This window comes from Kushneria marisflavi (assembly GCF_002157205.1).
Taxonomy (GTDB): Bacteria; Pseudomonadota; Gammaproteobacteria; order Pseudomonadales; family Halomonadaceae; genus Kushneria; species Kushneria marisflavi.
The window spans coordinates 2,988,131-3,012,541 of the sequence record NZ_CP021358.1 but is presented as its reverse complement, the minus strand read 5'-3'; the positions used below and the strand labels follow the sequence as shown (position 1 = coordinate 3,012,541).

Annotated in this window: 20 protein-coding genes; 6 read left to right on the top strand and 14 right to left on the bottom strand. The window is 58.8% G+C overall.

Features of this window, described 5'->3' with window-relative positions; genetic code table 11:
* Positions 1-177 precede the first annotated feature (177 nt).
* Positions 178-1,647 (top strand): FAD-dependent oxidoreductase, encoded by a 1,470-nt coding sequence (locus B9H00_RS13715; RefSeq protein ID WP_086901123.1) that lies wholly within the window; start codon positions 178-180, stop codon positions 1,645-1,647.
* A 96-nt stretch (positions 1,648-1,743) separates the two neighbouring features.
* Here the strand turns inward: B9H00_RS13715 and B9H00_RS13710 are convergent, their stop codons facing one another.
* The 6 genes from B9H00_RS13710 to B9H00_RS13685 all read right to left on the bottom strand — a co-directional run bounded on the left by B9H00_RS13710 (position 1,744) and on the right by B9H00_RS13685 (position 9,817).
* Entirely contained in the window at positions 1,744-2,274 is a 531-nt protein-coding gene (locus B9H00_RS13710) for a disulfide bond formation protein B (protein ID WP_086901122.1), read from the bottom strand.
* Between the two features lie 32 nt (positions 2,275-2,306).
* Positions 2,307-3,908, bottom strand: a complete 1,602-nt coding sequence (gene gshA / locus B9H00_RS13705; protein WP_086901121.1) for a glutamate--cysteine ligase — start codon at positions 3,906-3,908, stop codon at positions 2,307-2,309.
* Positions 3,909-4,121: 213 nt separating this feature from the next.
* Positions 4,122-6,482: a Tex family protein gene (locus B9H00_RS13700; protein WP_086901120.1), complete on the bottom strand. Its 2,361-nt coding sequence runs from the start codon at positions 6,480-6,482 to the stop codon at positions 4,122-4,124.
* Positions 6,483-6,681: 199 nt separating this feature from the next.
* The gene (locus B9H00_RS13695; protein WP_086901119.1) at positions 6,682-8,232 is read right to left on the bottom strand and encodes a phosphoenolpyruvate carboxykinase; all 1,551 of its coding nucleotides are present in this window, start codon (positions 8,230-8,232) and stop codon (positions 6,682-6,684) included.
* A gap of 224 nt (positions 8,233-8,456) precedes the next feature.
* The gene (gene hslO, locus B9H00_RS13690; RefSeq protein WP_086901118.1) at positions 8,457-9,344 is read right to left on the bottom strand and encodes an Hsp33 family molecular chaperone HslO; all 888 of its coding nucleotides are present in this window, start codon (positions 9,342-9,344) and stop codon (positions 8,457-8,459) included.
* A gap of 80 nt (positions 9,345-9,424) precedes the next feature.
* Entirely contained in the window at positions 9,425-9,817 is a 393-nt protein-coding gene (locus B9H00_RS13685; protein WP_086901117.1) for an RNA-binding S4 domain-containing protein, read from the bottom strand.
* 176 nt (positions 9,818-9,993) lie between these two features.
* Between B9H00_RS13685 and nudE the strand changes: the two genes are divergently transcribed.
* Positions 9,994-10,578: an ADP compounds hydrolase NudE gene (gene nudE, locus B9H00_RS13680; RefSeq protein WP_086901116.1), complete on the top strand. Its 585-nt coding sequence runs from the start codon at positions 9,994-9,996 to the stop codon at positions 10,576-10,578.
* A gap of 99 nt (positions 10,579-10,677) precedes the next feature.
* On the opposite strand, the gene B9H00_RS13675 is transcribed toward nudE, so the two are convergent.
* Positions 10,678-11,064, bottom strand: coding sequence for a hypothetical protein (locus B9H00_RS13675; protein ID WP_086901115.1), 387 nt, complete (start codon positions 11,062-11,064; stop codon positions 10,678-10,680).
* A 409-nt stretch (positions 11,065-11,473) separates the two neighbouring features.
* Between B9H00_RS13675 and B9H00_RS13670 the strand changes: the two genes are divergently transcribed.
* The 4 genes from B9H00_RS13670 (at position 11,474) to B9H00_RS13655 (ending at position 16,308) form a co-directional block, all read left to right on the top strand.
* Complete coding sequence (locus tag B9H00_RS13670) at positions 11,474-12,364, top strand: glycosyltransferase family protein (RefSeq protein ID WP_147376551.1); 891 nt, start codon at positions 11,474-11,476, stop codon at positions 12,362-12,364.
* Between the two features lie 59 nt (positions 12,365-12,423).
* Positions 12,424-13,572, top strand: coding sequence for a glycosyltransferase (locus B9H00_RS13665; RefSeq protein WP_086901113.1), 1,149 nt, complete (start codon positions 12,424-12,426; stop codon positions 13,570-13,572).
* 95 nt (positions 13,573-13,667) lie between these two features.
* The gene (locus B9H00_RS13660) at positions 13,668-14,576 is read left to right on the top strand and encodes a hypothetical protein (RefSeq protein WP_086901112.1); all 909 of its coding nucleotides are present in this window, start codon (positions 13,668-13,670) and stop codon (positions 14,574-14,576) included.
* Positions 14,577-14,667: 91 nt separating this feature from the next.
* Positions 14,668-16,308: a dihydroxyacetone kinase subunit DhaK gene (locus B9H00_RS13655; RefSeq protein ID WP_086901111.1), complete on the top strand. Its 1,641-nt coding sequence runs from the start codon at positions 14,668-14,670 to the stop codon at positions 16,306-16,308.
* 81 nt (positions 16,309-16,389) lie between these two features.
* Here the strand turns inward: B9H00_RS13655 and lon are convergent, their stop codons facing one another.
* From lon to ribBA, 7 genes are all read right to left on the bottom strand, one after another.
* On the bottom strand, positions 16,390-18,729 hold the full coding sequence (gene lon, locus B9H00_RS13650; protein ID WP_236944427.1) for an endopeptidase La: 2,340 nt from the start codon (positions 18,727-18,729) through the stop codon (positions 16,390-16,392).
* A gap of 286 nt (positions 18,730-19,015) precedes the next feature.
* Positions 19,016-20,389 (bottom strand): DUF945 family protein, encoded by a 1,374-nt coding sequence (locus tag B9H00_RS13645; RefSeq protein ID WP_086901109.1) that lies wholly within the window; start codon positions 20,387-20,389, stop codon positions 19,016-19,018.
* A gap of 94 nt (positions 20,390-20,483) precedes the next feature.
* Positions 20,484-20,957, bottom strand: coding sequence for a phosphatidylglycerophosphatase A family protein (locus B9H00_RS13640; protein WP_086620443.1), 474 nt, complete (start codon positions 20,955-20,957; stop codon positions 20,484-20,486).
* The gene (thiL, locus tag B9H00_RS13635; protein ID WP_086901108.1) at positions 20,954-21,991 is read right to left on the bottom strand and encodes a thiamine-phosphate kinase; all 1,038 of its coding nucleotides are present in this window, start codon (positions 21,989-21,991) and stop codon (positions 20,954-20,956) included. Before thiL ends, B9H00_RS13640 begins: the two co-directional genes overlap by 4 nt.
* 85 nt (positions 21,992-22,076) lie before the next feature.
* Positions 22,077-22,583, bottom strand: a complete 507-nt coding sequence (nusB, locus tag B9H00_RS13630) for a transcription antitermination factor NusB (protein ID WP_086901107.1) — start codon at positions 22,581-22,583, stop codon at positions 22,077-22,079.
* Positions 22,580-23,101, bottom strand: a complete 522-nt coding sequence (gene ribH / locus B9H00_RS13625) for a 6,7-dimethyl-8-ribityllumazine synthase (protein ID WP_086901106.1) — start codon at positions 23,099-23,101, stop codon at positions 22,580-22,582. Before ribH ends, nusB begins: the two co-directional genes overlap by 4 nt.
* Positions 23,102-23,212: 111 nt before the next feature.
* Positions 23,213-24,370, bottom strand: a complete 1,158-nt coding sequence (gene ribBA, locus B9H00_RS13620; RefSeq protein ID WP_086901105.1) for a bifunctional 3,4-dihydroxy-2-butanone-4-phosphate synthase/GTP cyclohydrolase II — start codon at positions 24,368-24,370, stop codon at positions 23,213-23,215.
* Positions 24,371-24,411: the final 41 nt, after the last annotated feature.

The following is a 24,411-nucleotide window of genomic DNA, read 5'->3' as shown; positions in this document are numbered from 1 at the left end:
GCCTCCCCGACCGGGGCCTGCCCGCCGGTCAGCCCATGGAAGTGCCGTATGACCCAGCGTGTCCTGTTCGTCATCCAGTCATCTGCGACCATGACCCTTCGGTGTGTAAAGACCCCGTGTCATGTCGGGCTGGCAGATCAGGACGCAAATCTCGCATCAAACCGAGCGTGAGAAGCCATGGCAGCAACGACGTATGATGTCCTTATCGTGGGTGGCGGCGTATCAGGCACTGCCCTTTTGTATGAACTGGCTCGATATACCGATGTCAATGCCATCGGTCTACTCGAGAAGTATGACAAGGTTGCCATCGTCAATTCGCATGGTCGCAACAACAGTCAGACCATTCACTGTGGCGATATCGAGACCAACTACACGCTGGACAAGGCGCGTACGACCAAGCGTACTGCCGGCATGGTGGTCAACTTTGGCACCAAGCTCCCGGCCGAAGAGCGCGATCACATCATCTATCGCTATCCCAAGATGGTGCTGGGCGTCGGCGACAAGCAGTGCGACTTCCTGCGCCAGCGCTTTGAAACCTTCCGTGAACTCTTCCCCAACATGCGTCTTCTGGAGCGCGACGACATCGCCGCTCAGGAACCTAAGGTGGTGGAAGGTCGCGACCCTGCCGAGAAGATTCTGGCATTGGGCTCGGCCGACGAATATACGGCGGTCAACTACACCACGCTGTCCGAAGCCTTTGTGAAATATGCCGAGCAGGATGCCGAGAAAAAGGGCATGACCTGCGATCTGCACCTTTCCACGCCGGTTCACAAGATCGAGAAGGAAGGTGATCTCTTCAAGATCACCACGCCCAACAAGGGCACTTTGCAGGCACGCTATGTTGTCGTCGCTGCCGGTGGTCATTCCCTGCTGTTTGCCCATCAGATGGGTTACGGTCTGGACAAGTCCTGCCTGCCGATGGCCGGGTCGTTTTATTTCACGCCCAGGGTGCTCAACGGCAAGGTTTACACCATCCAGAACGAGAACCTGCCCTTTGCGGCCGTTCATGGAGACCCGGACGTTCTGGTGGACGGCAAGACCCGCTTTGGCCCAACGGCCCTGATGCTGCCGCTGCTGGAGCGTTATAACAGCAAGACCTTCACGGAGTTTCTGCGTGTATTCCGCTTCGACGGCAGTGTGGCGAAGGTCTTCTGGGACCTGCTCAAGGTTCGCGACATCCGCAACTACGTGTTCAAGAACTTCATGTATGAAGTGCCGGTGCTGCGCGAGAAGCTCTTCCACCAGAGCATCAAGAGCATCGTACCAAGCCTTCGCGCCGAGGATGTCCAGTTCGCCAAGGGGTTTGGGGGCGTGCGTCCACAGTTGATCGACAAGACCGCTAAAAAGCTGGTCATGGGTGAAGCCAAGATCGATCCTGGCACCGGTATCGTGTTCAACATGACGCCATCGCCCGGCGGCACCAGCTGCCTGGGGAACGCAGAAAAGGATCTTTATCTGGCGCAGAAATTTCTGGGCTTCAATATCGACAAGGAAGCCTTTGAGCGCGATCTTCTGATGGGTGAAGTTGAACTTCGCGGCCTTGATGAGGCGCCGCAGATGTCGCCGGAAAAATCCTCTCACGGCGAAGATCTCGACCATGAGCGGGAAAAGGAAAAGGAAGACAAAAGCGTTGGTCCCAGCGTCTGATGTCTGATCATTAGGCATAGAAAAGGCACCCATTCGGGTGCCTTTTTTGTTTCGACGAGAGCCCTTTGGCTGGCAGAGACCTCGTTACAACTGGTGTTATCCGACGCGGGCGTTTAAACGCTGACGCAGGATGGCGCTGGTGATCAGGCCCAGTATGATCAGGGCCAGCACAATGAACCCGAGCAGCGTCCAGCCGGGCAAAGCTACCCCCAAAAAGCTGCCCTTGATATCGGCACACTCACCAGAAGAGCTCAGCACGGTGGCAATGACGCTTTGAAGCGGCAGCACGTCCATCATGTAATCCAGCCCCGGGCCACAGCTTGGCACCTGGTCGGCGGGAAGGTGCTGCAGCCAGACATGACGACCTGCCAGGAAGATACCGGCACCGGCACCGATGAGCGCCAACACTCCATAAACACTGCCGCCCCAGCCACGCGGATTGTGCAATGCACCAATGATCAGGGGCACCAGCGCTGCAAGCACAGCCACTCGCTGGAAGGTGCACAGCGGGCAGGGCTCAAGCCCGAAACCGTACTGGAGCACCAGCGCAAAGGCCAGCATGGCAATACAAAAGGCACTGCCAACAAGACACCACTGGCGTGCCGACCGATTCAACAGATTCGTCATGCGTCATTCCACCAATTTACATTGTCATTTCGTTATTGAGCGCCATTATTGACCTTCAATCGACGCGCATGTTCGAAATAACGCTGCAAAAAGGTCGAAAAGTCGATGTCATCACTCTCTTCGGTTTCACGCTGCTGTTGATGTGAAGTTTCCACCAGTTGATCAAGCAGCGTGTCGCGTGCCGGGTCCATTGGAGTCTCGGCAAACCACTGCGCGTGCTCACGTGCCCGCTCCAGCGACCAGGTCACGAAATCACTGCCGCTATCGCGCATCTGCTGATGCATGCGCCCGGCCGGGGTCTTCTCGGGGTGGTGAATCAGCTCACGCAATCCGGCTAGCGCCTGTTGATGAGCGCCATCATCATCGGCGCTGTCCATTAGCTCGGCAATAGGTGCCATGGCATCGAAGATTTCTTCCAGACACTCGGCCAAAGGGCGATCACCCTGAGCAAAGGAAAGCTTCAGTGACGCATCACGGCCGCTTCGCACCACATGTGCACGATTGTCATCGAGGCGGTCACATTCTTCATCGTTGATCCAGGGGCTGGGGGACAGAAGACACCAGACGAGGAATGTATCGATAAAGTGGATCTGCTGTTCATCAATGCCTAGCGGCGTGAACGGATTAAGATCCAGACAGCGCACTTCAATATATTCAACGCCACGTGACTCCATCGCCTGAGTCGGCGTTTCATCGTGGCGCGCCACACGCTTGGGACGAATATCGCTGTAATACTCGTTTTCAATCTGCAGCATGTTGGCATTGAGCTGACGCCACTGCCCATCCACTTCAACGCCTTCGCGCTCATAGGCAGGCCATGGCGTCACGATGGCATGGCGCAGGGTACCGATATAGTTTTCAAGCGAGTTAAAGCAGATGCGCAGCTGCGACTGCACCTTGTTCTGATAGCCCAGATCGCTCATGCGAAGCGTGGACGCGGTATCAGAAAGCAGGGTCTGCTGCCCATGAGGCAGTAATCCGGCATCGCGTCCTTCGAGGAAACTGCGATCCACCGCAGGAGAGGCGCCAAACAGATACATCAGCACCCAGCTGTTACGGCGGAAATTGCGAATCAGATCAAAATAGGCCCGCGAGCGAAACGCCTGTGCCGAGACATCCTGCTGACCGTCAATCTCCTGAAGATGCGTCCAGAGCTCATCGGGCAGCGAAAAATTGTAATGGATACCGGCAATGGACTGCATGATGCGCCCATAGCGCATGTCCAGACCGTTACGGTAAACCCGCTTCATGGTGCCCACGTTGGAGCTGCCATAATCGGCAATCGGAACACTATCGTTGCCATCGAGTTCAGCCGGCATGCTCGAGGGCCAGATCAGTTCCTGCCCCAGGTAGCGATAGCTGTAACGATGAAGATCGCCCAGAAAGGCGAGCGCATCCGAGGGTCGCGAGAACACCGGGGTAATGTACTCCAGCAGCGACTCGGAATAATCGGTCGTGATATAGGGGTGGGTCAGCTTCGAGCCCAGAGCATGCGGATGAGGCGTGGCCACAATGCGCCCCTGAGAATCCACGCGCAGCCCTTCCTTTTCAATGCCACGGCGAATGCGGCCAAAAAGGCCCTGCTGCGCCGGTGCGCTCAATCCATCGATGCGGCGAGTGAATTGCTCGGACAAGGTTGAACACCTTCTCTTGCGGGAGCCCGCGCGCCGTTATTCAGACACGCATGCCGGCAGATTGCCTGGGCAGGGCTCCGGAACTGTTTTCATCGACCGGCACCCGCTGACCCTGCGTCAGTCAGGCACCGAATCTGCCAATTGTGCGCTCATTATGAAGCGCCACCTGGCCCTTTCAAGCGCCAAAGTGTGCATGCTAACGAATTTATCACCTCAGCGCTTGCGATCGCTCGGCTTGCCGGCGCCTGCCTTCAAAAGCGCAGCCCCCAGTGACCCGACCGGCTCCTGCGAGGCAGTCTTTTCCCTGCCTTTTGCCTTTGGCCTGTCACGCCCGGATCGCTTAGCACTATCGGTGCTGACGCCCTGCTCGGCCTCCGGGGTATCGTCAAGACGCATGGACAGCCCGATGCGCCCGCGCGCCTGGTCTACGCTCATGACCTTGACCTTCACCACGTCGCCGGCCTTGACCACCGACCGCGGGTCCTGCACAAACTGATGCGACAGCGCCGAGATGTGCACCAGACCATCCTGATGAACCCCAACATCCACAAACGCGCCAAAGTGCGTCACGTTGGTGATCACGCCTTCAAGTACCATGCCGGCCACCAGATCGCTGACCTTCTCGATACCTTCCTGGAACTGCGCCGCGCGAAATTCGGGCCGCGGATCACGGCCCGGCTTTTGCAACTCCTTCAACAGATCGCTGACCGTTGGCAGCCCGAAGCGCTCGTCAACGTAGTCTGCAGCACGCACACTGCGCAGAAAATCGCTGTCGCCGATCAGCGCCTGCAAATTACGTCGACTGGCCTGAGCAATGCGCTCGGCCAGTGGATAGGCCTCGGGATGCACTGCCGAGGCATCCAGCGGGTTGCTGCCACCGCTGATACGCAAAAAGCCCGCGCACTGCTCAAAGGTCCTGGGTCCCAGACGGGCGACCTCAAGAATCTGGCGTCGGTTGTCAAAGGCGCCATGATTGTCACGCCAGGCCACGATATTGTCGGCCAGAGTATTGTTAAGGCCCGATACGCGGGCCAACAGCGCCGATGAGGCGGTATTGAGATCCACCCCCACGGCGTTGACGCAATCCTCGACCACGGCATCCAGCGAGCGCGCCAGCATCAGCTGTGACACATCGTGCTGATACTGCCCTACCCCGATCGACTTTGGATCGATCTTGACCAGCTCGGCCAAAGGGTCCTGCAGGCGGCGCGCAATCGATACGGCGCCGCGGATGGTGACATCCAGCTCCGGCAGTTCGCGCGAGGCAAACTCGGAGGCGGAATATACCGAAGCGCCGGCCTCACTCACCATGACCTTTGCCACATCCCGACCCTTGAGCCGATCCAGTAAATCAGCAGCCAGTCGATCGGTTTCGCGACTGGCAGTACCGTTCCCGATGGCCACCAGCCCCACATCATGTCTTTTGCACAGCTCGGTCAGGGTAGACAGCGAGGCCTCCCATTGATTCCGTGGCGCATGCGGATAGATGGCCGTGTGATCCACCACCTTGCCGGTGGCGTCCACCACGGCCACCTTGACGCCGGTGCGAAGCCCCGGGTCGAGCCCCAGCGTCGCGCGCGCCCCGGCCGGCGCTGCCAGCAGCAGATCCTTCAGGTTATCGGCAAAGACGCTGATCGCTGTAGCTTCTGCCTGCTCACGCAGTTGCCCAAGCAGCTCGGTTTCCAGATGCGTATAGAGCTTGACCCGCCACGTCCAGCGCACCACCTCCTTCAGCCAGCGATCGGCAGGCCGGGCATGGTCACTGATACCAAACTCGCGTGCGATCTCGACTTCACAGGGATGAATCGGGGCCTCATCTTCGTCCGGCAGCTTGAGGGCCAGCCCCAGCACGCCCTCCTGACGACCACGAAACATGGCCAGCGCTCGATGCGAGGGCGTTTTGATGAGCTTTTCACGATGATCAAAGTAGTCCGAAAACTTCGCCCCGCTGTTTTCCTGCCCGGCCAGCATCGTGGAAACAAGCTCGGCCTCCTGCCACAGACGATCCCGCAGCCGACCGACCAGCGTTGGAGACTCGGCAAAACGCTCCATCAGAATCTGGCGGGCACCATCCAGTGCCATGCGAGCATCCGTGATGCCCTGCGCCTCATCGAGATAGTCATCCGCCAGCGACTCGGGCGTCAGTGTTGGGTCATTCAAAAGGGCATCGGCCAGCGGCTCGAGCCCCGCCTCCCGGGCAATCTGCGCCTTGGTGCGTCGCTTCTTGCGATAGGGCAGATAAAGGTCTTCCAGACGCTGCTTGGTGTCGGACGCAAGAATACTGGCGCGCAAGTCATCATCGAGTTTGCCCTGCTCCTCGATTGACGATAGTACCGTCGCTCGGCGCTCATCGAGCTCACGCAGATAGCGCAGCCGGGTCTCGAGAAGGCGCAACTGACTATCATCAAGGCCACCAGTGGCCTCCTTGCGATAGCGGGAGATAAACGGCACTGTCGCGCCCTCATCCAGCAGGGCGATGGTGGCCTCGATCTGAGCAGGGCGAACAGCAGTGGCGCCAGCAGCTTCGGAAAGCTCAGCAGCCAGTCGTTCTGCCATCGAAGAAATCTTTGTCATGAAAACGCATTCCCTTCCTAACAGGTCGCCAGGGTATCACAAACCATGAACCGACGGGACAGCGCTTAAATCGGGAAAACCTTCACGAAGGCATGGTGACAGCCAGGGGGCTGTCACCATGAAGGTCTACAGGTCAGTAGACCGGGGAGAAAATATCAGAACAGAGTTCAGAACAAGGCGTTTTCAGGCCTCAAGGCCCTCAAGCCATATTTGGGCCAGCACGAGTGATGGCGTCATCTACCCCGTCAAAACGGTTGAAATTATCGATAAACTTCTTGATCAGAAGACGTGACTGCTCTTCGAAGGCCGACTCATCCTGCCAGGCCTTGCGCGGGTCCAGAAGTGCTGGATCCACACCGTCCACGGCTTTGGGCACGGACAGATTAAGCCCTGGCAACATGACCGTCTCGGCATCCTTCAGAGCGCCGCCTTGAATGGCACTGATGATGGCGCGGGTCGTGGGAATACTGAAACGCTCACCACCCTGCCCGTAGGCACCACCGGTCCATCCCGTGTTGACCAGATAGACCCTTGAGTCAAAGGCCTCGATTCGCTTGATCAAAAGCTCGGCGTACTCATGAGCCGGACGAGGGAAAAACGGGGCGCCAAAACAGGTCGAGAAGGTCGCTTCAAGTGCACTGCTGGCACCAATTTCGGTCGACCCGACTCGCGCGGTATAACCGGAAAGGAAATGATAGGCAGCGGCTTCACGCGACAGGATGGATACCGGCGGCAGCACACCACTCATGTCACAGGTCAAAAAGACAATCGCGCTCGGCTCCCCGGCCCGGTTATCTGCGGTTCGCTTGTCGACATGCTCCAGCGGATAGGCCGCCCGCGCATTCTGGGTCAGTGAGGCATCGTCATAGACCGGCGCGCGATCATCATCGAGTACGACATTTTCAAGTACGGTCGGAAAGCGAATGGCGCGATAGATGATCGGCTCGTTTTTTTCGCTAAGATCGACCGTCTTGGCGTAACAGCCGCCCTCGAGATTGAAAACGGTGCCTTCTCCCCAGCCATGCTCATCATCACCGATGAGATAGCGCGTTGGATCGGCAGACAGTGTGGTCTTGCCGGTGCCGGAAAGCCCGAAAAAGAGAGTCGTCTCACCGTTGTCACCGACGTTGGCACTGCAGTGCATGGGCAATACGTCCTTTTCCGGCAGCAGAAAGTTCTGCACCGTGAACATTGCCTTTTTCATCTCTCCGGCATAGTGCATGCCGGCAATCAACACGCGACGACGCGCAAAGTTGATAATGACCGTACCGTCGGAATTCGTATGATCACGCTCGGGATCACAGACAAACTCCGGGGCGCTCATGATCTGCCATTCGCTTTTGTCACGCGGATTGAAGGGCTGCGGTCGCACAAAGAGGTTGCGTGCAAACAGCGTATGCCAGGCATACTGGGCCATGACACGAATCGGGAGATAGTGTTCCGGGTCGGCACCGACGTGCAGTTCGGTCTCAAACGCGCCCTTGTCGGCCAGAAATTCTTCAACACGCTCCCACAGCGCATCGAAATGCTCTCCGGCAAAGGGGCGATTGACGCTTCCCCAGTCGATTTCATGACTGGTAGAGGGTTCATCGACGATGAAGCGATCGACCGGTGAGCGCCCGGTACGTCGTCCGGTTTCCGCTACCAGCGCCCCGTTGGCTGCAAGCCTTGCTTCCCCCCGAGAAATGGCATACTCAACCAGCTCGGCGGCACTTGCATTGATACGTGGAGTACTCATCTTCGTTGTCATGTCTATCCCGGGCATAAGCCGTTCTCTCTCGTTAAGCGGATGGGCACTTGTTATATGCCTCTCGCATTATATTTCCGCATATCCCTGGCCCTGCCCTGAACAGGGCCGGGACACACGGCAAAGCATATTATGACCAAATTACTACCAACGGAGAATGTATCACGGCAGCATTACGCGCACAGGCACAACAAACTGCCTTTCGCATCCGCCCGAAACACACATTTTCAATGCAGGGTTGGTGAGGGGGCATCAGGCGACTCGATCAACGCTTCGATATCAGCAGCATTGAACAAGTAATCCGTGTTGCAGAAATGGCAGGTGGTACTCAGCTCACCCTGCTCCTTGACCACCGAGCGTAACTCCTTCGGGCCAAGCTGATGCAGGGCACTGGCAAAACGCTCACGAGAGCAGGTGCAGCCAAAACCGATGGGGTCAGGCTCAAAAACCCGAATCTGCTCTTCATGAAACAGACGCACCAGCACTTCGCGAGCCGGTAGTTCCAGAAGCTCTTCAGATTTGAGGGTGTCGGCCAGCATATTGAGGCGCGGCCAGGCGTCGATGTCCTTGAGGGTGTCATCCTCGGGCAGTGTTTGAAGCATCAACCCGGCAGCATGCTCTTTTGAAGCAGAAAGCCACAGGCGACTGGGCAGCTGTTCGGAACGCTCAAAATAGCTCTCAAGACATTGCGCCAGCGTCTGTGACTCCATGGCCACGATCCCCTGATAACGCTGCCCGTCACGAGGATCAAGCGTCATGACGATATGCCCCTCGCCCATCAGCGTCTGAAGCGATGCGCCTTCGTCAGGCAGCGGCTGGTCTTCGGCAAGACGAGCAATGGCGCGCAGCTGTTGTCCCCTGTCATCGCGGGCGGGATTGGACTCCGCCATCAAAAGGCTGACCGGGCCGTTGCCCTTGACCTCAAGGGTCAATACGCCGTCAAGCTTGATGGTCGCCGTCAACAGCGCCACAGCCGCCAGCATCTCACTGAGCTGGTGATTAACCACATCGGGGTAGTTGTGGCGGCCGATGATGTCCCGACAGGTATCGTCTGCCTTGACCAGCTCGCCGCGAACATTGGTATCGTCAAAGATAAATCGTTGAATATGGTCCATGAGTCATCCGAAAGGAAAAAGGGTACCCGGCGCGGCAGGCAGAGCAATGAAAGAGTCGATCAGCAAAGCGCCGTTAAAGGCTAGGAATCGTCGTGCTGGTGACGCTGAAAGTTCTGAATATCGCGTCGGGCTCGACGGTCCGGACGGCCCTTTGGGGGCTGCATGCTTTTATCCATGCGGCGAATTTCGGCTTCGCGGGTACGACGCTCAATACTTGCCGGCGTCTCGCGATAAAGCGTCCGAGCTTCCTCAGCCCCACGGCGCTTGTCGCTGAGATCAATGATTTCCACCTCGATACGATCCCAGCCCTGAGGCAATACCAGCAGCGCGCCCGGTTCAACAATCTTGCTGACCTTGGTCCTCGCGCCGTTATAGTGAACCTTGCCGCCATCAATGGCTTTCTGCGCCAGCCCGCGCGTCTTGAAAAATCGAGCTGCCCAGAGCCATTTGTCGAGTCGAACCTGTTCGCTCATGCCATGTCTCCACGCCGTTTCTGAATGCCAATATGGGGGCAAAAAACAGGCTCTCAAGGCTATACCATGATGACGCCAGACAGATGCTGCCCACCATACAATGCGATAATCTGTCGTGCAGGCATCGAAGACGTATTCCGCCGCGCCCGTTTTTTGAAGCATCCGGAGGTAGAAACATGTCCCCATCAGGAAAGCCCGAAATTGGACGGCGGCGTAGTATCGCCCGGAGCCGGCTTTTTGCAGTAGAAGCACTGGAAATCGAGTTTTCCAATGGCGAACAACGCACCTTTGAACGTCTGACCAGCAATGGTCAGGGCGCAGGTGCTGTCATGATCGTGGCCATGCCGGACCCGGATCATGTGTTACTGATTCAGGAATACGCGGCCGGTATCGAGGAATACGCCCTTACCCTGCCAAAGGGGGTGATCGATCCTGGCGAAGATATTGTCACGGCTGCCAATCGCGAGCTCCGCGAGGAGTGTGGCTATGGCGCACGCGTGATCGAGCCTCTGATTGAACTGACACTGGCGCCCAATTACATGACTCACCGTATTCATGTGGTCATGGCCACCCAGCTTTATGAAGAACGCCTGCCCGGCGATGAGCCCGAACCCCTGATTGTCGAAAAGCATGCCATCGAAGATATCGAAGCCCTGCTGACACGAGGTGATTTTCATGAGGGCCGTGCCATTGCAGCCCTGTTTATTGCCAGGGACAGGCTTCGTGAACGTCAGGCCTCACCGGACCCCATGTTCTGGTAAACATCTTCCCGTGGAGGTAGTGCGAGCCACAACGCAAAAGACCCCGGCAACCTTGGTTGCCGGGGTCTTGAGAAACAAGGCTCTAAAACCGAGTGCGGATCAGTTGCTGGACGGGCTGTCACCGTGTTCGGTGTCATCGCCATCCTGCATCGGCTCGGTAGATTCCATTTGAGCTGAATGTCCCTGACGGCCAGTCATGGTTTCATCAGCATTCTCGATGCTGGTGCTGTCCATCGAGCTTTGGGTGGAGTCATCCATGCCCTTCATGTCATCCATCTGAGCAGAATGCCCCTGACGGCCGGTCATGGTCTCGTCAGCACTGGTTGCGCTGTTATCCATGGTGCTGGAGGATTCAGTAGCCGCCGCCCCCGTCATTTCCTGACCGTCATTGGCAGCACTGTTATGGGTTGCTTCAGATGAAGCCATGGCAGACATGGCTGGCAGCACAAAAGCGGCACAAAAGACGGTAGCGATCATTTTCTTCATGGTACTTCCTCCAGGACTCTGATTTTGATGTCGGTGCGCAAGTCCGTCCTGCAACCTGCACTTCCGAGTACACAGATACTTCCTGCAACAAGCATCGAGCGGTATTGCAGCCTGCCCTATCGGATCATGCGAGGCAGTCACAGCGGCACTCTGCAGGGCACCACTGAGTAAGTAAGCGTAAAGTTAGGGTACAAAAGGTCGTCTGTCAAAGTGCTGTACAACGAAAGGTAAAGCTCGAGTAAAGGAAATTTTCGATAACAACAGGCAAAACACCCAGCGTGAGAGACCCGGCCTCTTTATGACGAGCGGATGAGAAGCAGAACTGGCTACCCTTCAGAAGGATAATCAGCATTTCTTAACAAAAGAAGGAAGCAGAATTGATATCTTGCATACCCTGGCGATCTCGATCATGGCGGAAGGTACAGGAATGTTTTCCTACTACATCAGGCAAAAACGCAAGATAAAGTCGATCATTTATTCAGGCTATATGCGCGCCCTGAACCTTTTACGCAAGCAGCGCCATGCCGGGGGCGATGGTCATTTAATTGTCTCATTAACGACCCATCCTCCCAGGATATCCGACGTATATATCACCATCGAATCCATTCTTTTGCAGCATGTCAGCAACTTTGAGGTTCATCTTTATATTTCGAAACAGGACATGATGACGATTGGATCCCTACCCGCCACACTGCAACGGCAGGTAGACCGCGGTTTAAGGATTATCACGACGACAGAAGATTATCGCTCCTACGACAAGCTGGTTCATGTCCTCAAGGAAAATCCCGATGCGACCATCGTGACCGCCGATGATGATGTCATCTATCCACGGGACTGGCTTGGTCGTCTTCTGGAAGGTGCAAAAAAGCATCCAGATTGCGTCATTTGTCACCGAGGGCATCTGCTCAGGGAGTCCAGCCCGGGATCGGGTCATATCTGCTATCAGACTTCCCGTGCCGCCAGACAGGACCCCATCGAGCGCCCCCTTTTCAACCTCATGCCGACCGGCAATGGTGGCGTACTCTACCCGCCCGGATCACTGGACCCGATGGTCATCGATCACACCGCCTTTCAGGAACTGGCTCCCAACGCTGATGACATCTGGTTCAAGATGGCATCCCTCAAGCGTGGAACACGATGCTTTCGTATTAATGCCTACAATGCCAATTTTTTACCGACACGAGCGGCTCATCATGATCCCCTTCACAAGGAAAATGTGAAAGGCGATGGCAATAATCAAAAATTCGACAACTGTTTAAAACGCCATCCTGAGCTCATGGCGAAGCTTCTTGCGTCATAAATGGGTAACATGACGCCATCAGAGATTGACTACGTTTACGGATCCGTTGGCCTGACTCCATGACACAGCGCGTTTTACTCATTGTTCGCAAACTCAATATTGGTGGCATTCAGCGTGTCACCATCAATCTTGCCAACGTGTTGCATCGCGCCGGACATGACGTTCATGTGCTTGTCCTCAAGGGCGGCGATGAGCTCCTGCCCGACCCGGGCGTTACCCTGCATTACGAGGATTTCGACAAGGCCTTTCGTCGCACCGGCACCGGTCTGGCTTATGATCTTGTCACCCGCGCACTTCTCAAACCCGTAGTGCCAGGTTCCGGTTTTCTCTGGCGAGGGCATTACGGCGGACGCTATCTCAAGCAGTTCGTTGAGCGGCTGGAGCGCGATCACGGCCCGGTCGATCGCATCATCGCTCGCGGCCAGGGCGCCTTCGAGACGGTCTGGTCCTGGCAGGACCCTCGCTTCTGGCAGGTGACCGTGTCGTGGCCGGGCGACTATGGCAGCCGACTCAAGGGGTTTTATCTGAAGCGCCTCTATGACGGCAAACGTGTGGTCTGCAATACGCCCAACGTACGTGAACAGCTGGAAAAACAGCTTGGGCATTATGATATTGCGCCCTCTCACTGGGCCACAATCGGTAACCCCTGCGATATAGAAGCCATTAGAGCCATGGCCGATGAGACGCCTGATGACCTGCCGGTCAAACCCTATGTGGTCCATGTCTGCAGGCTGTCCAGAGTCAAACGTCAGGATTTTCTGATTCGCGCCTATCTGAAATCGGGCATTGAAGAAGACCTGGTCATTGTGGGCGATGGCCCCATGCGCGAAAGTGTGGAACAGCTCGTCGACGAGCTGGATGTACGTGACCGCATCCATGTGATCGGCAGCCGAACCAACCCGTATCCCTGGATGAAGCATGCCCGCCTCTTTGTACTGAGTTCGATGAGCGAGGCCTTTGGTATTGTGCTGGCAGAAAGCATGATCTGTGGCACGCCCTGCGTCGCCGTGGATGCCCCCGGCGGGATTCGCAATGTCCTGATCAATGATCAGCGGCGACTGATCGTCGACAACACCATCGATGGGCTTGCTGAAGGCATTCGAGAAGGACTCAGGCACCCGCCGGCACTCGACCAGGACCCGGAGTTGATCGAGCGCTATCGTGATACCCGCATCATGCAGCAGTTCCTCGAGCTTCCCACCACCTGAACGACGAGACTCCCACCTGCCCGTCCTGCCGGCCAGTGGCGGGCATGGTAAACTGAACGTTTCATGCGTCCTGTCTCGAACTATCGGTTCCCTTCATGTCCTCAAGGTCCTTCCCTCCCTCTGCGTCGACAAAAGACGACGATGCCTTCGCAAGCCTTGGCAGCGAGCGTCTTCGCTGGTCGAAGCGCCGCGTTCGCCTGCAGGAGTGGCTCAAATCATCGTTTCAGCAACAGGTAGGCATTCCGTTCGAAGAGTTCTGGTTTCAGCGCTGGCTGAAAGGCCAGCCCGGCGGCGCTCAGCTTGAAAGGGTGGGCCTGCCTCGCCGCTCGATCGAGAAGCGTCTTGGCGATCGACTGGTCGTCCATATCCATCCGCGCGATATGATACGTGATGTCAACTTCAAGGGCGTTGGTGGTAAACGCCCTTCGTCTTCAGCCTTCCTCTGGGATGGCGAATGGGATGAGAGCCGTGGTGATCTACGACACGGCTCGCGCTATGAGTTCATTACCGATCTGGACGAGCATCGCGACGACCTCACCAGAACGCGGCGCTTTCAGGCGCATGCTGCACGCTTGAAGGCAGGGAAGCCCTGGGCCTCGGCGCATGAAGGCATCCTGCTTGATAGCGAAGAAAAGATTCTGGCTTACCTGAACATCTATCTGACCTTCCTCGACGACATGGCCTGTCATGGCTTTGACACCAGCCGCAGCAAGGACACCCTGGGTGTGGTCGTCACGCGTGAGGGCCATCTTCTCAAGATCAATCGTGGCCTTCATCGTCTGGCCATGGCGCAGCGCCTGGGGCTTGCTTCGATACCGGTGACGGTCATGGCGGTCCATCGACAGTGGTGGGAAAGAGTGACGGCCGGAACCACCGGACAGGTCGCTCTGGACAGGCTTGCCTGTGCCCTCGTGGACTGCACGCCAGAGCAGCGTCCGGGACGGCTGGACCCGGGCGGCGAGCAGGATCCGATCCAGTGGCCGGCGCCCATCGACCGGAAATAATCGGCGCTCACGACGCTCGAAATCATAAGCGCATCTCCTGTTTCCCTCCGGAACCCTCTACGCTGAAAGGGCCCTCTCAAAGGAGCCCTTTATGCATCATTTTTATAACTCACCGGAACATCTGGTCAGCGAACTGCTGGAAGGGCTGGCCATGTCGGCCAGTGTCACCCTTTCCGATCATGGTGACGCTCGCATCGTGATGCGTGCCGACTGGCACCCCGATCGTGATGGCCGCCAGCAGGTCGCCCTGATCTCGGGCGGCGGTTCGGGGCATGAACCGGCCCATGCAGGCTTCGTGGGCCAGGGCATGCTGACGGCAGCCGTCGCGGGCGACGTCTTCGCGTCTCCGGGCGTGGAAGCGATTCTTGCCGGTATTCGAGCCTGCTGTGGCGCCGCTGGCTGTCTTTTAATCATCAAGAATTACACCGGTGACCGGCTCAATTTCGGCCTTGCCGCCGAGCGCGCCCGCGAGGAAGGCTATCGGGTAGAAACGGTGATCGTGGCCGATGATATGGCCCTGCCCGAGACGCCTCAGCCACGTGGACTGGCCGGTACGCTGCTGGTACACAAGATGGCCGGTTACTGCGCCAGCCGCGGTGATGATCTCGAAACGGTTCATCAGGCGGCCCGGAACATGGCCGAACGCGTACGCTCCATGGGGATGGCGCTCTCCAGTGCCACCCTGCCAGGTCAGGAATCGTCTTCTCGCAGGACGCCTGAACTGGGACTGGGCATCCATAACGAGCCCGGCGTTCGCCAGGTTAACCCCGACAGTGCTGATGACGCCGTGACACAGGTGCTTGAGGCGCTGGGCCGTCCCGATGACGGGCCCTGGGTGGCCCTGCTCAACAATCTGGGCAGCTGCGCCCCGCAGGAGATGCAGGTGCTCAAGCGCGCCTGCCTTGACCAGCTCGGTCGCGCCAATGTGGCGCTACTGCTGGGCCCCGCACCGCTGATGACCTCACTGGGCATGCACGGTTTTTCCATTACGCTTGCGCCAGCAGACGAGACAACACTTGAGGCAATGAACGCACCGGTTCAGGCGCCAGCCTGGCCCACACCGCAGAAGGTGCACGACATCGAGACCTTCTCGCCACGTTTCAGCCAGCAGCCGCCAGCGGGGCAAGGCCGCCATGATGAGACACGCGGCCAGCTGATCGCGCGTCTGGCAACCACCCTCAAGGAGAGCGAAAAGGCGCTGGATGAGCTTGATGCCAGAGTCGGTGACGGTGATGCCGGCGCGACCTTCGCCTCGGGCGCGAAAGCCGTTTTGAAGGCACTGGATGAGGGTCGGCTTTCTACCGGTGAAGACGCACGTCTGGCCAGCGAACTGGGGCATCTCCTCGCTACCGCCATGGGCGGCTCCAGTGGCGTATTGCTGTCGATTTTGATGACCAGTGCCGCCCGGCAACTGGAGAAAAACGGCGACTGGCCCGAAGCCCTGCAGGCAGGGATCGAGCGAATGCAGCACTACGGCGGCGCAAGAAAGGGCGATCGCACCATGCTGGACGCCCTGATCCCGGCGGTTGAGGCGCTGACAGACGGCCACTCGACTGAAGCGGCGGCCCAGGCAGCCCGCTCGGGTGCTGATGACACCGGCCGCATGCGCAAGGCAGGCGCCGGGCGATCATCTCTGGTACCGGAACAGGCACTTGATGGCGTGGTCGACCCGGGGGCTGAAGCCGTAGCCCGTTTGTTTGAAACGCTGGCCGGGCGCGACACTCGCGCCTGAGCGCTCACACAACACATCCTCATGCTCATCAAAAAAGCCGCCCGGCCAGGGCGGCTTTATCATATAGGCTCTGGTATCGACTCAGCCGAAGACCACCTTGGCCACATCCTGATAGGTACGGGCAAAGTTCACGGTCATGCCCTCCTTCAGGAAATCCGGCAGCTCATCGAAGTCACGCTGATTGGCCTGCGGCAGGATCAGCTCGAAGATATCACTGCGTCGGGCCGCGATCACCTTTTCACGAATCCCGCCGACCGGCAGCACCTGCCCGGTCAGCGTGATCTCACCTGTCATGGCCAGCGGCCGGTTGATGTCCTGCCCGCGGGCCAGTGACAGCAGTGCCGTCGTCATGGTCACCCCCGCTGACGGGCCGTCCTTGGGCGTCGCGCCCTCAGGCACATGCAGGTGGATAAAGGCCTGATCAAAATAGCCCGGCTGCGCCCCGAACTCCTGCAGATGCCCCAGCACAAAGCTATAGGCGAGGTTGGCAGACTCCTGCATGACATCGCCCAGCTTGCCGGTCAGCTTGATGCCCCGCTGCAGCCCGTGAACCCGCGTGGCCTCGATAGGCAGGGTGGCCCCACCCATGGCCGTCCAGGCAAGACCTGTTACCACGCCTACCCCCTTGAGCACCTTCTCCTTGCGGAAAGTCGGGGCGCCCAGAAACTCCTCGAGGTTATTGACCGACACCTTGACCGTCTCAAGATCCTCCTCCAGCAGCTTGACGGCCGCCTTGCGAACGATACGGTGCAGCTGCTTTTCAAGCTGACGTACGCCGGATTCGCGCGCGTAGCCCTCGATCACGTGCTTGAGCGCCGCATCAGTCAGGTTGATGCGTTTTTTAGGGATGCGATCGCGCTCAAGCAGCCTCGGCCAGAGGTGATGCTTTGCGATCGCCACCTTCTCCTCGGCGATGTAGCCGGCCAGTCGAATCTGCTCCATGCGGTCAATGAGCGGCCCGGGGATCGTATCGAGCTGGTTGGCCGTGCAGACAAACAGCACCTTGGAAAGATCCATGCGCACATCAAGATAATGATCGAGAAAGTCGACATTCTGCTCCGGATCAAGCACCTCCAGCAGCGCCGAGGCTGGATCCCCCTGGAAGGACTGCCCGAGCTTGTCGATCTCATCGAGCATGATGACCGGATTCTCGACATCGACCTCCTTCATTGCCTGCACCAGCTTGCCGGGCATGGCGCCTATGTAGGTACGTCGATGGCCCTTGATCTCGGCCTCATCGCGCATCCCCCCTACCGAAAAGCGGTAGAACTTGCGCCCCAGCGCCTCGGCAATCGAGCGGCCTACTGACGTCTTGCCCACTCCGGGCGGGCCTACCAGCAGCAGAATCGAGCCACCGACATCGCCCTTGAAGGCGCCTTCGGCAAGAAACTCGATGATGCGATTCTTGACGTCCTGCAGCCCATCATGATCGCGGTCAAGCACATGACGCGCACGGGGCAGATCAAGCTGATCCTCGGAAGTTATCCCCCAGGGCAGCGCAGTCAGCCAGTCCAGATAGTTACGCGTGGTGCCATATTCGGGCGAGCCGGTTTCCAGCACGGAAAGCTTGCCCAGCTCGTCATCAATACGGGCCTGCACGCGCTCGGGGACGACCTTGCCTTCCAGACGCTCGCGGAAAGTATCGACATCGTTTTCACGATCATCCTTGGAGATGCCCAGTTCCTTCTGGATGACCTTGAGCTGCTCGCGTAGAAAGAATTCGCGCTGACGCTCCTGCATCTGCGCGTTGACCTGCTCGGAGATCTCGCTTTGCAGCTGAGCAACCTCGATTTCCTTGCGCAGCAGCGGCAGTACCACCTGCATGCGCTCCAGCACCGGCAGGGTTTCCAGTACTGACTGAAGCTCCGGACCGCGTGCCGAGGTAATGGCCGCGGCAAAATCGGTCAGCGGGCCGGGCTCGTTGGGGCTGAAGCGGTTGAGATAGTGCTTGAGCTCTTCCCCATAAAGCGGGTTGATGGGCAAAAGCTCCTTGATGCCATTGATGATGGCCATCGCATAGGCCCGCGTCTCATCGCCTTCCTTGTCGACCGGCTCACGCGGATAGTGCACCTCGACAAGATAGGGGGGCTCCTGAGACAGCCAGCGCGTGATCTTGAATCGACGCAACCCCTGAGCAATAAACTGCAGTTGTTCCTGATTGTTTTCGGCGCGGTGGACGCGCACGGCGGTGCCATACAACGGAAACTCACCCGGCGCCGGGTCGGCACCGGTATCGCCGATAAAGGTCAGCCCCACGATGTGATGAGAGGTATTGCCGACCTGCTCGAGCGTGTCGCTCCAGCGCTTGCGATTGAGCACCAGCGGCTGAACCTGGGCCGGAAAAAAGGGACGATTGTGGACCGGCAGCAGATAGAGCCTGTCGGGCAGATATTCGCTGGCCGGCACCACGGCCTGCGTCATGGCACTGTCGTTGTCATCACCGGGCTCGATGGTGTAGGACTGATCTTCTTCACTCATGGACTACCCTGCTCTCCCGTATCGAAACCGTACGCCGGCAAGCTGCGTCTACAGCAGCACATGGCCGGCGCTGCCTGTTGTCTCTGGCAATGCGGGCGCCGGACGTCGTTATCAAGTCCGACAGCGCGCTAAAACCTTCACCGGTTCAAAACGACGACGGCTGCCAGAGGCAGCCGCGTGGTTCATTCCCGACAAACCCTTCTCATGAAGGCCTGCCCTGATCGAAAGCCTAGTTCAATAAAAACCAGGGCTCACCATTGATCAGAAAAACACCTTTTCGAATGGCAAGCTCCAGAGTGTCCTGGTCCGGCGCCTGCCCCGCTACCAGGGCCAGAAGTGGCGGCGCATTGTGCAGCGTGAACCGACCGTCGAGACGGCGCTTGAAGGCGGCCCGACCCCAGGAAGTTTTCAGCTGTTCGATGCGGGTCGTTGCGATATGGGTGCCATCCAGTGTCACTTCGCCATCCAGATGCATTTGCTGATCCAGCATCGGGCTTTCCAGCGCCAGCTGATTGACCACCAGTCGTGGCGAACTGCTCAGCACGGCGAAAAACGCTTCCTGCCATGGCGACATCAGCGAGGCGATGTCGTGCACATCATGGACGTCTTCAATGTCAGCCACGAGCTGCGGCTCGGCAGCTGCGCCCGCCTGCACCGCTGCACTGTTCGTGGAAGGCTGCCGGGCGCCCTGCCAGCGCTGTCTGATATCACGTGCCATGGTCTGCAGCAGCGTGCGTGCGGCGGGTTCGTTGATACGCCGTATGGCGGCATCCAGCGAGGCACTGCCCAGCTGCTGTTCGGAAAACGCGGCATTACCCAGCTGCGCCTTGAGCAGATAACTGAGCTCCTCACGGTCGTGATGCGTGCTGCCTTCGAGATGAAAATTGTTCAGCGTCAGGGGCAGCCCGCCCTGACGCTGCAGCCGGGCATCGCTGATGTCCAGCCGATCCACGCGACCCGGGCGATCCTGCGAGTCTGCATCGACCGGCTCGGCATCAACGGTCGGAAAGCGCATCGACCAGTGCGTCTCCCCCATGTGCACCTGACGTTCAGGGCTTTCATGGGCCAGTTCGGACCATTGCCCCTCCAGGCGCAGCCCATGGTCATCATCAACAATGCCGATGCGGGCGCCGGACAGATCCAATGACATGCCGTGGCCCTGATAGTGCATTGCGTCGGGGAATCTGGCATTGAGTATCAGATCATGGCTCAGGTGCTGAATGCGGGCATCGACATCAAGCGCATCTCCGCTGGAGAGCTCATCGGCCAGCAGGGCCTTGCCATCAGGCATCCGGATATCGCCATGCCCGGAGAATCGAGTACTCAGAACACCATAGGCCACGCGCCAGTCGATCACCCCGGCAGGGGCGTCAGTGTCGGTATCGCTGTCGGTCATGATGACCCTGAGCGTCCCACGGGAAGAGAAAAAGCCATCGCTTTCGACGGTATTGAGCGCGCGAACGCCCGTCAGAGCATTGATATCGGCGACCTGCTCGGCCATGCGGGACTGCACTTCGTGACGACTCCAGGCCAGCGCCCCCAGCCAGAGCCCTCCGGCCAGTATCACCAGCGCCATCGATCCGGCGACCACTTTCCTTTTCATCAACGCTCTCCGGGTGGGGCCAGGGGGTCACAATCATGCCGACATAGCCGGTACGGATGCCCCCACGATAGTGGGACTCATGTTTTTCGCGACATCAATGCAGCCAGAGCCAAACGTGCATGACACTCCAGGCGTAAATACCGGCCAGAACGTCGTCGGCCATGATGCCAAAGCCGCCGGCCACACGCCGATCGACTGTCCTTACCGGCCAGGGCTTGATGACATCAAAGACCCGAAAGATGACAAACCCCCATAGGGCAGACTGCCAGGAAAACGGGACGGCGGCCATGGTCAGCCAATAGCCGACAAATTCGTCCCAGACGATACCCGAATGGTCGTGTACGCCCAGATCCTTTGAGGTGCGATCACACAGATAGATACCAATGATGGTCGCCACCGCCAGAATCGCCAGATAAATGCCCAGCGGCAGCGTTGACATCAACCAGTAGAAGGGAATGGCCGCAAGTGTTCCAAAGGTCCCCGGGGCGAAGGGCGCGGCGCCACTGCCTAGCCCGAAGGCCAGAAAGTGTACGGGACGCCGCCAGATGCTTGCAGGTGCACGGTTCATGGTGCCACTCCCGTGCCGTGGTGTGCCTGAGCCTGCTGATCCTGTGCATGAAAATGCTGCCAGCCGCGGCCGGTCGATACGACACCGGTGATGCCGGGCTCGGCCGTCACTCGACCAATGACATGCAGCGCGCCGCCCAGAGTTTCGAGCGCCTGGCGAACCGCTGCTTCCTGGTCGGGTGCCAGTGCCAGCAAAAGCTCATAGTCATCTCCGCCGTTGAGGGCCGCTTCAAGCGCCTGAGCCTCGCCCAGTGATGCCACCAGCGCCTGATCCAGCGGAATCGCGCCCGCCTCAAGACAGGCCCCCACGCCCGAGCGCGCACACAGATGTCCCAGATCGGCCAACAGACCATCGGAAATATCAAGGCCGCCCGAGACCATGTGACGAATGCTCATTCCTTCCCCCACGCGGGGCGAGGGTCGCAGATAGGCTTGCACCAGCGGATGATGCTCATCACGCTGCCCATCGAACCAGGCTCTCAGGCCGCCGTGAGCGCTGCCGAGCGCCCCGGTGACGGCCAGCAGATCACCCGGGCGCGCGCCGTGGCGAGTAATCGCGCCCTCCTCCGGCACATCGCCATGCACGGTAATGGTGATGGAGAGTTCACGACCGCGGGTGATATCGCCGCCGACCAGGGCAATGTCATGTTCACGTGCCAGCCCATAGAGCCCGCGAGCGAAACCGTCCAGCCACTGTTCATCCACCTCGGGCAGCGTCAGTGCCAGCACAAACCAGCGTGGCCTGGCCCCCATGGCCGCCAGATCGCTGAGATTGACCGCCAGCGCCCGATGGCCGATTGCCTCTGCAGAGGCATCGCGCGGAAAGTGCACGTCAGCCAGCGACGTATCCACGCTGACCGCCAGTCGGAGACCGGGAGACGGCGCCAGCAGCGCGCAGTCGTCCCCCTGCCCCAGCACGACGCCTGCACGGGCCTGATGCGCTGACACCTGACTCGAGCGGCAGGCGGGTTCAACGTCCTGCATGAAATAACGCCTGATGAGTTCAAACTCGCCAGGAGTGGCTGCATCGCTCATCGCCCGGACATCTCCCTGACAGGTGAAGGAAAGCGCTGATCAGTGATGATCAACCGGCACAGGCCATGCTCCGGATGGACCATGCTCAGTCACGGCGCCTGCGTGCCTGAACCTCGGCTTCACGCAGCTTCCTGGCCAGTCGATCAAGAATGGAGTTGATATATTTATGCCCCTCGGTGGCACCAAACGAGCGTGCCAGCTCAATGCCCTCATTGATCACCGAGATATAGGGCACCTCAGGACGATGTGCCAGCTCATAGGCGCCAAGGCGCAGGATGGAAAGCTCGATACGATCCAGCTCCTCCAGCTTGCGATCCAGTGCCGGCGCGATCAGGTTATCCATCTCGCCACAATGTCTGGCCACGCCATGAAGCAGCTGGTGAAAAAGTCCCAGGTCAGCAATCTTCATGACCTGAACCCAGTCCTCATGCGGCTCCAGATCGTCATCAGCGGTCTGCGAGCGAAACTCGGTCTCGAGCTGAGCGATCGACGTTCCCGTCATCTCCCACTGATACAGAGCCTGTACCGTCAGCTCGCGTGCTGCCCTCCGGGCCTGCTGCTGCTTTGAAGGGGCCCGTTTCTGCTGGGTCACGCCACACCCCCATGATCGGCAGCATCGTCCTCAAAATCATCATTGCCGCCCAGCTGACGCAGCAGGGACACCATTTCCATGGCCGCCATGGCCGCTTCAAAGCCCTTGTTGCCTGCCTTGGTGCCGGCACGTTCGATGGCCTGCTCGATGGAATTGACCGTCAGCACGCCGTTGGCAATGGGCGTATCGAAATCGAGCTGCAGGCGGTTGAGTGCAGCATTGCACTGACCGGCGACATGCTCGAAATGCGGCGTCCCCCCACGAATGACCGCGCCGAGTGCGATGACGGCATCCGGCTGAATGCGGGTCAGCGCGCGCTTGACGGCCAGCGGCAGCTCCCAGGCCCCAGGAACGTGAAGAATATCGATATTGGCGTCGTCGACACCATGGCGCACCAGCGCGTCCACGGCGCCCTCTACCAGAGAGTCAACCACGTGGTGGTTAAAGCGTCCGACCACGATGACGTAGCGGCCATCGATCTCGTTGAAACGCCCTTCCAGTTGTGCAATCGGTTGCATGTCTTGAAATCCTGTTGTCTCTGATAAAACGCATCAGCGTGTCATGTAAGCCGTGAATCCCGGCATTATCGGGTTCCGGCGGAAAGCTGTTGTTACCATTGATTGCTATTGTCAGTGCCGTGGCATGCGGCTGTCATCAACGCTGCTGATCTGTTCGATGACTTCAAGGCCAAAGCCCGCCAGCGCCGAAAAACGCCAGGGCGAGCTTAAAAGGCGCATTTGACCGACCCCGAGACTGCGCAGGATCTGCGCGCCGGTGCCGATGCTCAAATAGTTGCCGGCCCCATCCGTCTGCGGGTCCTGGGTCCGCGGGCGCCGCTCCAGAAAGAGATCGAGCTGATCACGAAAGTTCGTCATGCCACGCGGGTCGGCGAGCAGTACCAGCACACCGGTCTCGCTGGCAGCAATTTCGGCCAGGGCATCACGTGATGACCAGCTCTGATGCCCACCCTCACGGCGAAGCCCCAGCAAATCACGCAAGGCATCCGCGACATGAACCCGTACGGTTGTGGGCTGATCGCTTTCAGGTGAGCCCTTCACCAGCGCCAGATGATGAGAGCCCTGAATCCGATCCCTGAAGCAGTGCAGCTGAAACGGACCGGCATCCGTTTCTACAGGATGCGACTCCACGTGTTCAACGGTCTGCTCATTGTGGATGCGGTAGTGAATCAGATCGGAGATGGTACCGATTTTAATGTCATGAAGCGCCGCAAAGCGTTCCAGCTCCGGACGCCGCGCCATGGTGCCATCCTCGTTCATGATCTCGCAGATCACACCGGTGGGCTCGAAACCGGCCATGGCCGCCAGGTCACAGGCTGCTTCGGTATGTCCGGCCCGACGCAGCACGCCACCCGCTTCCGCCATCAGCGGAAAGATGTGACCGGGCTGTACGACATCGCCGGGCCTGGCATCACGCGCAGCGGCGGCCTGAACGGTACGCGCCCGATCGGCGGCTGAAATGCCGGTGCTGACGCCGGTAGCCGCCTCGATGGAGACCGTAAAGCGGGTACCAAAGCCGGAGCCATTGTCATTGACCATCAGCGACAATCCAAGCTGCTCGCAGCGTTCGCGCAGCATGGGCTGGCAGATCAACCCACAGGCGTAGCGCGCCATGAAGTTGACGTGTGAGGCTTCCACGCATTCAGCGGCCATGATCAGGTCGCCTTCGTTTTCGCGGTCCTCGTCATCCATGAGGATGACCATCCTGCCCTGGCGGATATCTTCGATCAGCGCTTCCACGGAAGCGAAGTTGCCCGTTGACTGACTCATAACGCTTGCCGGCTAAGCCGCTCCTTTCGATACAGGGTCGC

Bases quoted from the DNA above. Each gene is read 5' to 3' on its own strand.
- B9H00_RS13655 (WP_086901111.1), top strand. From the start codon at position 14,668: ATGCATCATTTTTATAACTCACCGGAACATCTGGTCAGCGAACTGCTG.
- ribBA (WP_086901105.1), bottom strand. From the start codon at position 24,370: ATGAGTCAGTCAACGGGCAACTTCGCTTCCGTGGAAGCGCTGATCGAA.
- B9H00_RS13660 (WP_086901112.1), top strand. From the start codon at position 13,668: ATGTCCTCAAGGTCCTTCCCTCCCTCTGCGTCGACAAAAGACGACGAT.
- hslO (WP_086901118.1), bottom strand. From the start codon at position 9,344: ATGGACCATATTCAACGATTTATCTTTGACGATACCAATGTTCGCGGC.
- lon (WP_236944427.1), bottom strand. From the start codon at position 18,729: ATGACGCAGGCCGTGGTGCCGGCCAGCGAATATCTGCCCGACAGGCTC.
- B9H00_RS13670 (WP_147376551.1), top strand. From the start codon at position 11,474: ATGGCGGAAGGTACAGGAATGTTTTCCTACTACATCAGGCAAAAACGC.
- ribH (WP_086901106.1), bottom strand. From the start codon at position 23,101: ATGCAACCGATTGCACAACTGGAAGGGCGTTTCAACGAGATCGATGGC.
- B9H00_RS13700 (WP_086901120.1), bottom strand. From the start codon at position 6,482: ATGACAAAGATTTCTTCGATGGCAGAACGACTGGCTGCTGAGCTTTCC.
- B9H00_RS13710 (WP_086901122.1), bottom strand. From the start codon at position 2,274: ATGACGAATCTGTTGAATCGGTCGGCACGCCAGTGGTGTCTTGTTGGC.
- B9H00_RS13675 (WP_086901115.1), bottom strand. From the start codon at position 11,064: ATGAAGAAAATGATCGCTACCGTCTTTTGTGCCGCTTTTGTGCTGCCA.
- B9H00_RS13695 (WP_086901119.1), bottom strand. From the start codon at position 8,232: ATGACAACGAAGATGAGTACTCCACGTATCAATGCAAGTGCCGCCGAG.
- B9H00_RS13685 (WP_086901117.1), bottom strand. From the start codon at position 9,817: ATGAGCGAACAGGTTCGACTCGACAAATGGCTCTGGGCAGCTCGATTT.
- B9H00_RS13665 (WP_086901113.1), top strand. From the start codon at position 12,424: ATGACACAGCGCGTTTTACTCATTGTTCGCAAACTCAATATTGGTGGC.
- B9H00_RS13645 (WP_086901109.1), bottom strand. From the start codon at position 20,389: ATGAAAAGGAAAGTGGTCGCCGGATCGATGGCGCTGGTGATACTGGCC.
- nudE (WP_086901116.1), top strand. From the start codon at position 9,994: ATGTCCCCATCAGGAAAGCCCGAAATTGGACGGCGGCGTAGTATCGCC.
- B9H00_RS13715 (WP_086901123.1), top strand. From the start codon at position 178: ATGGCAGCAACGACGTATGATGTCCTTATCGTGGGTGGCGGCGTATCA.
- thiL (WP_086901108.1), bottom strand. From the start codon at position 21,991: ATGAGCGATGCAGCCACTCCTGGCGAGTTTGAACTCATCAGGCGTTAT.
- B9H00_RS13640 (WP_086620443.1), bottom strand. From the start codon at position 20,957: ATGAACCGTGCACCTGCAAGCATCTGGCGGCGTCCCGTACACTTTCTG.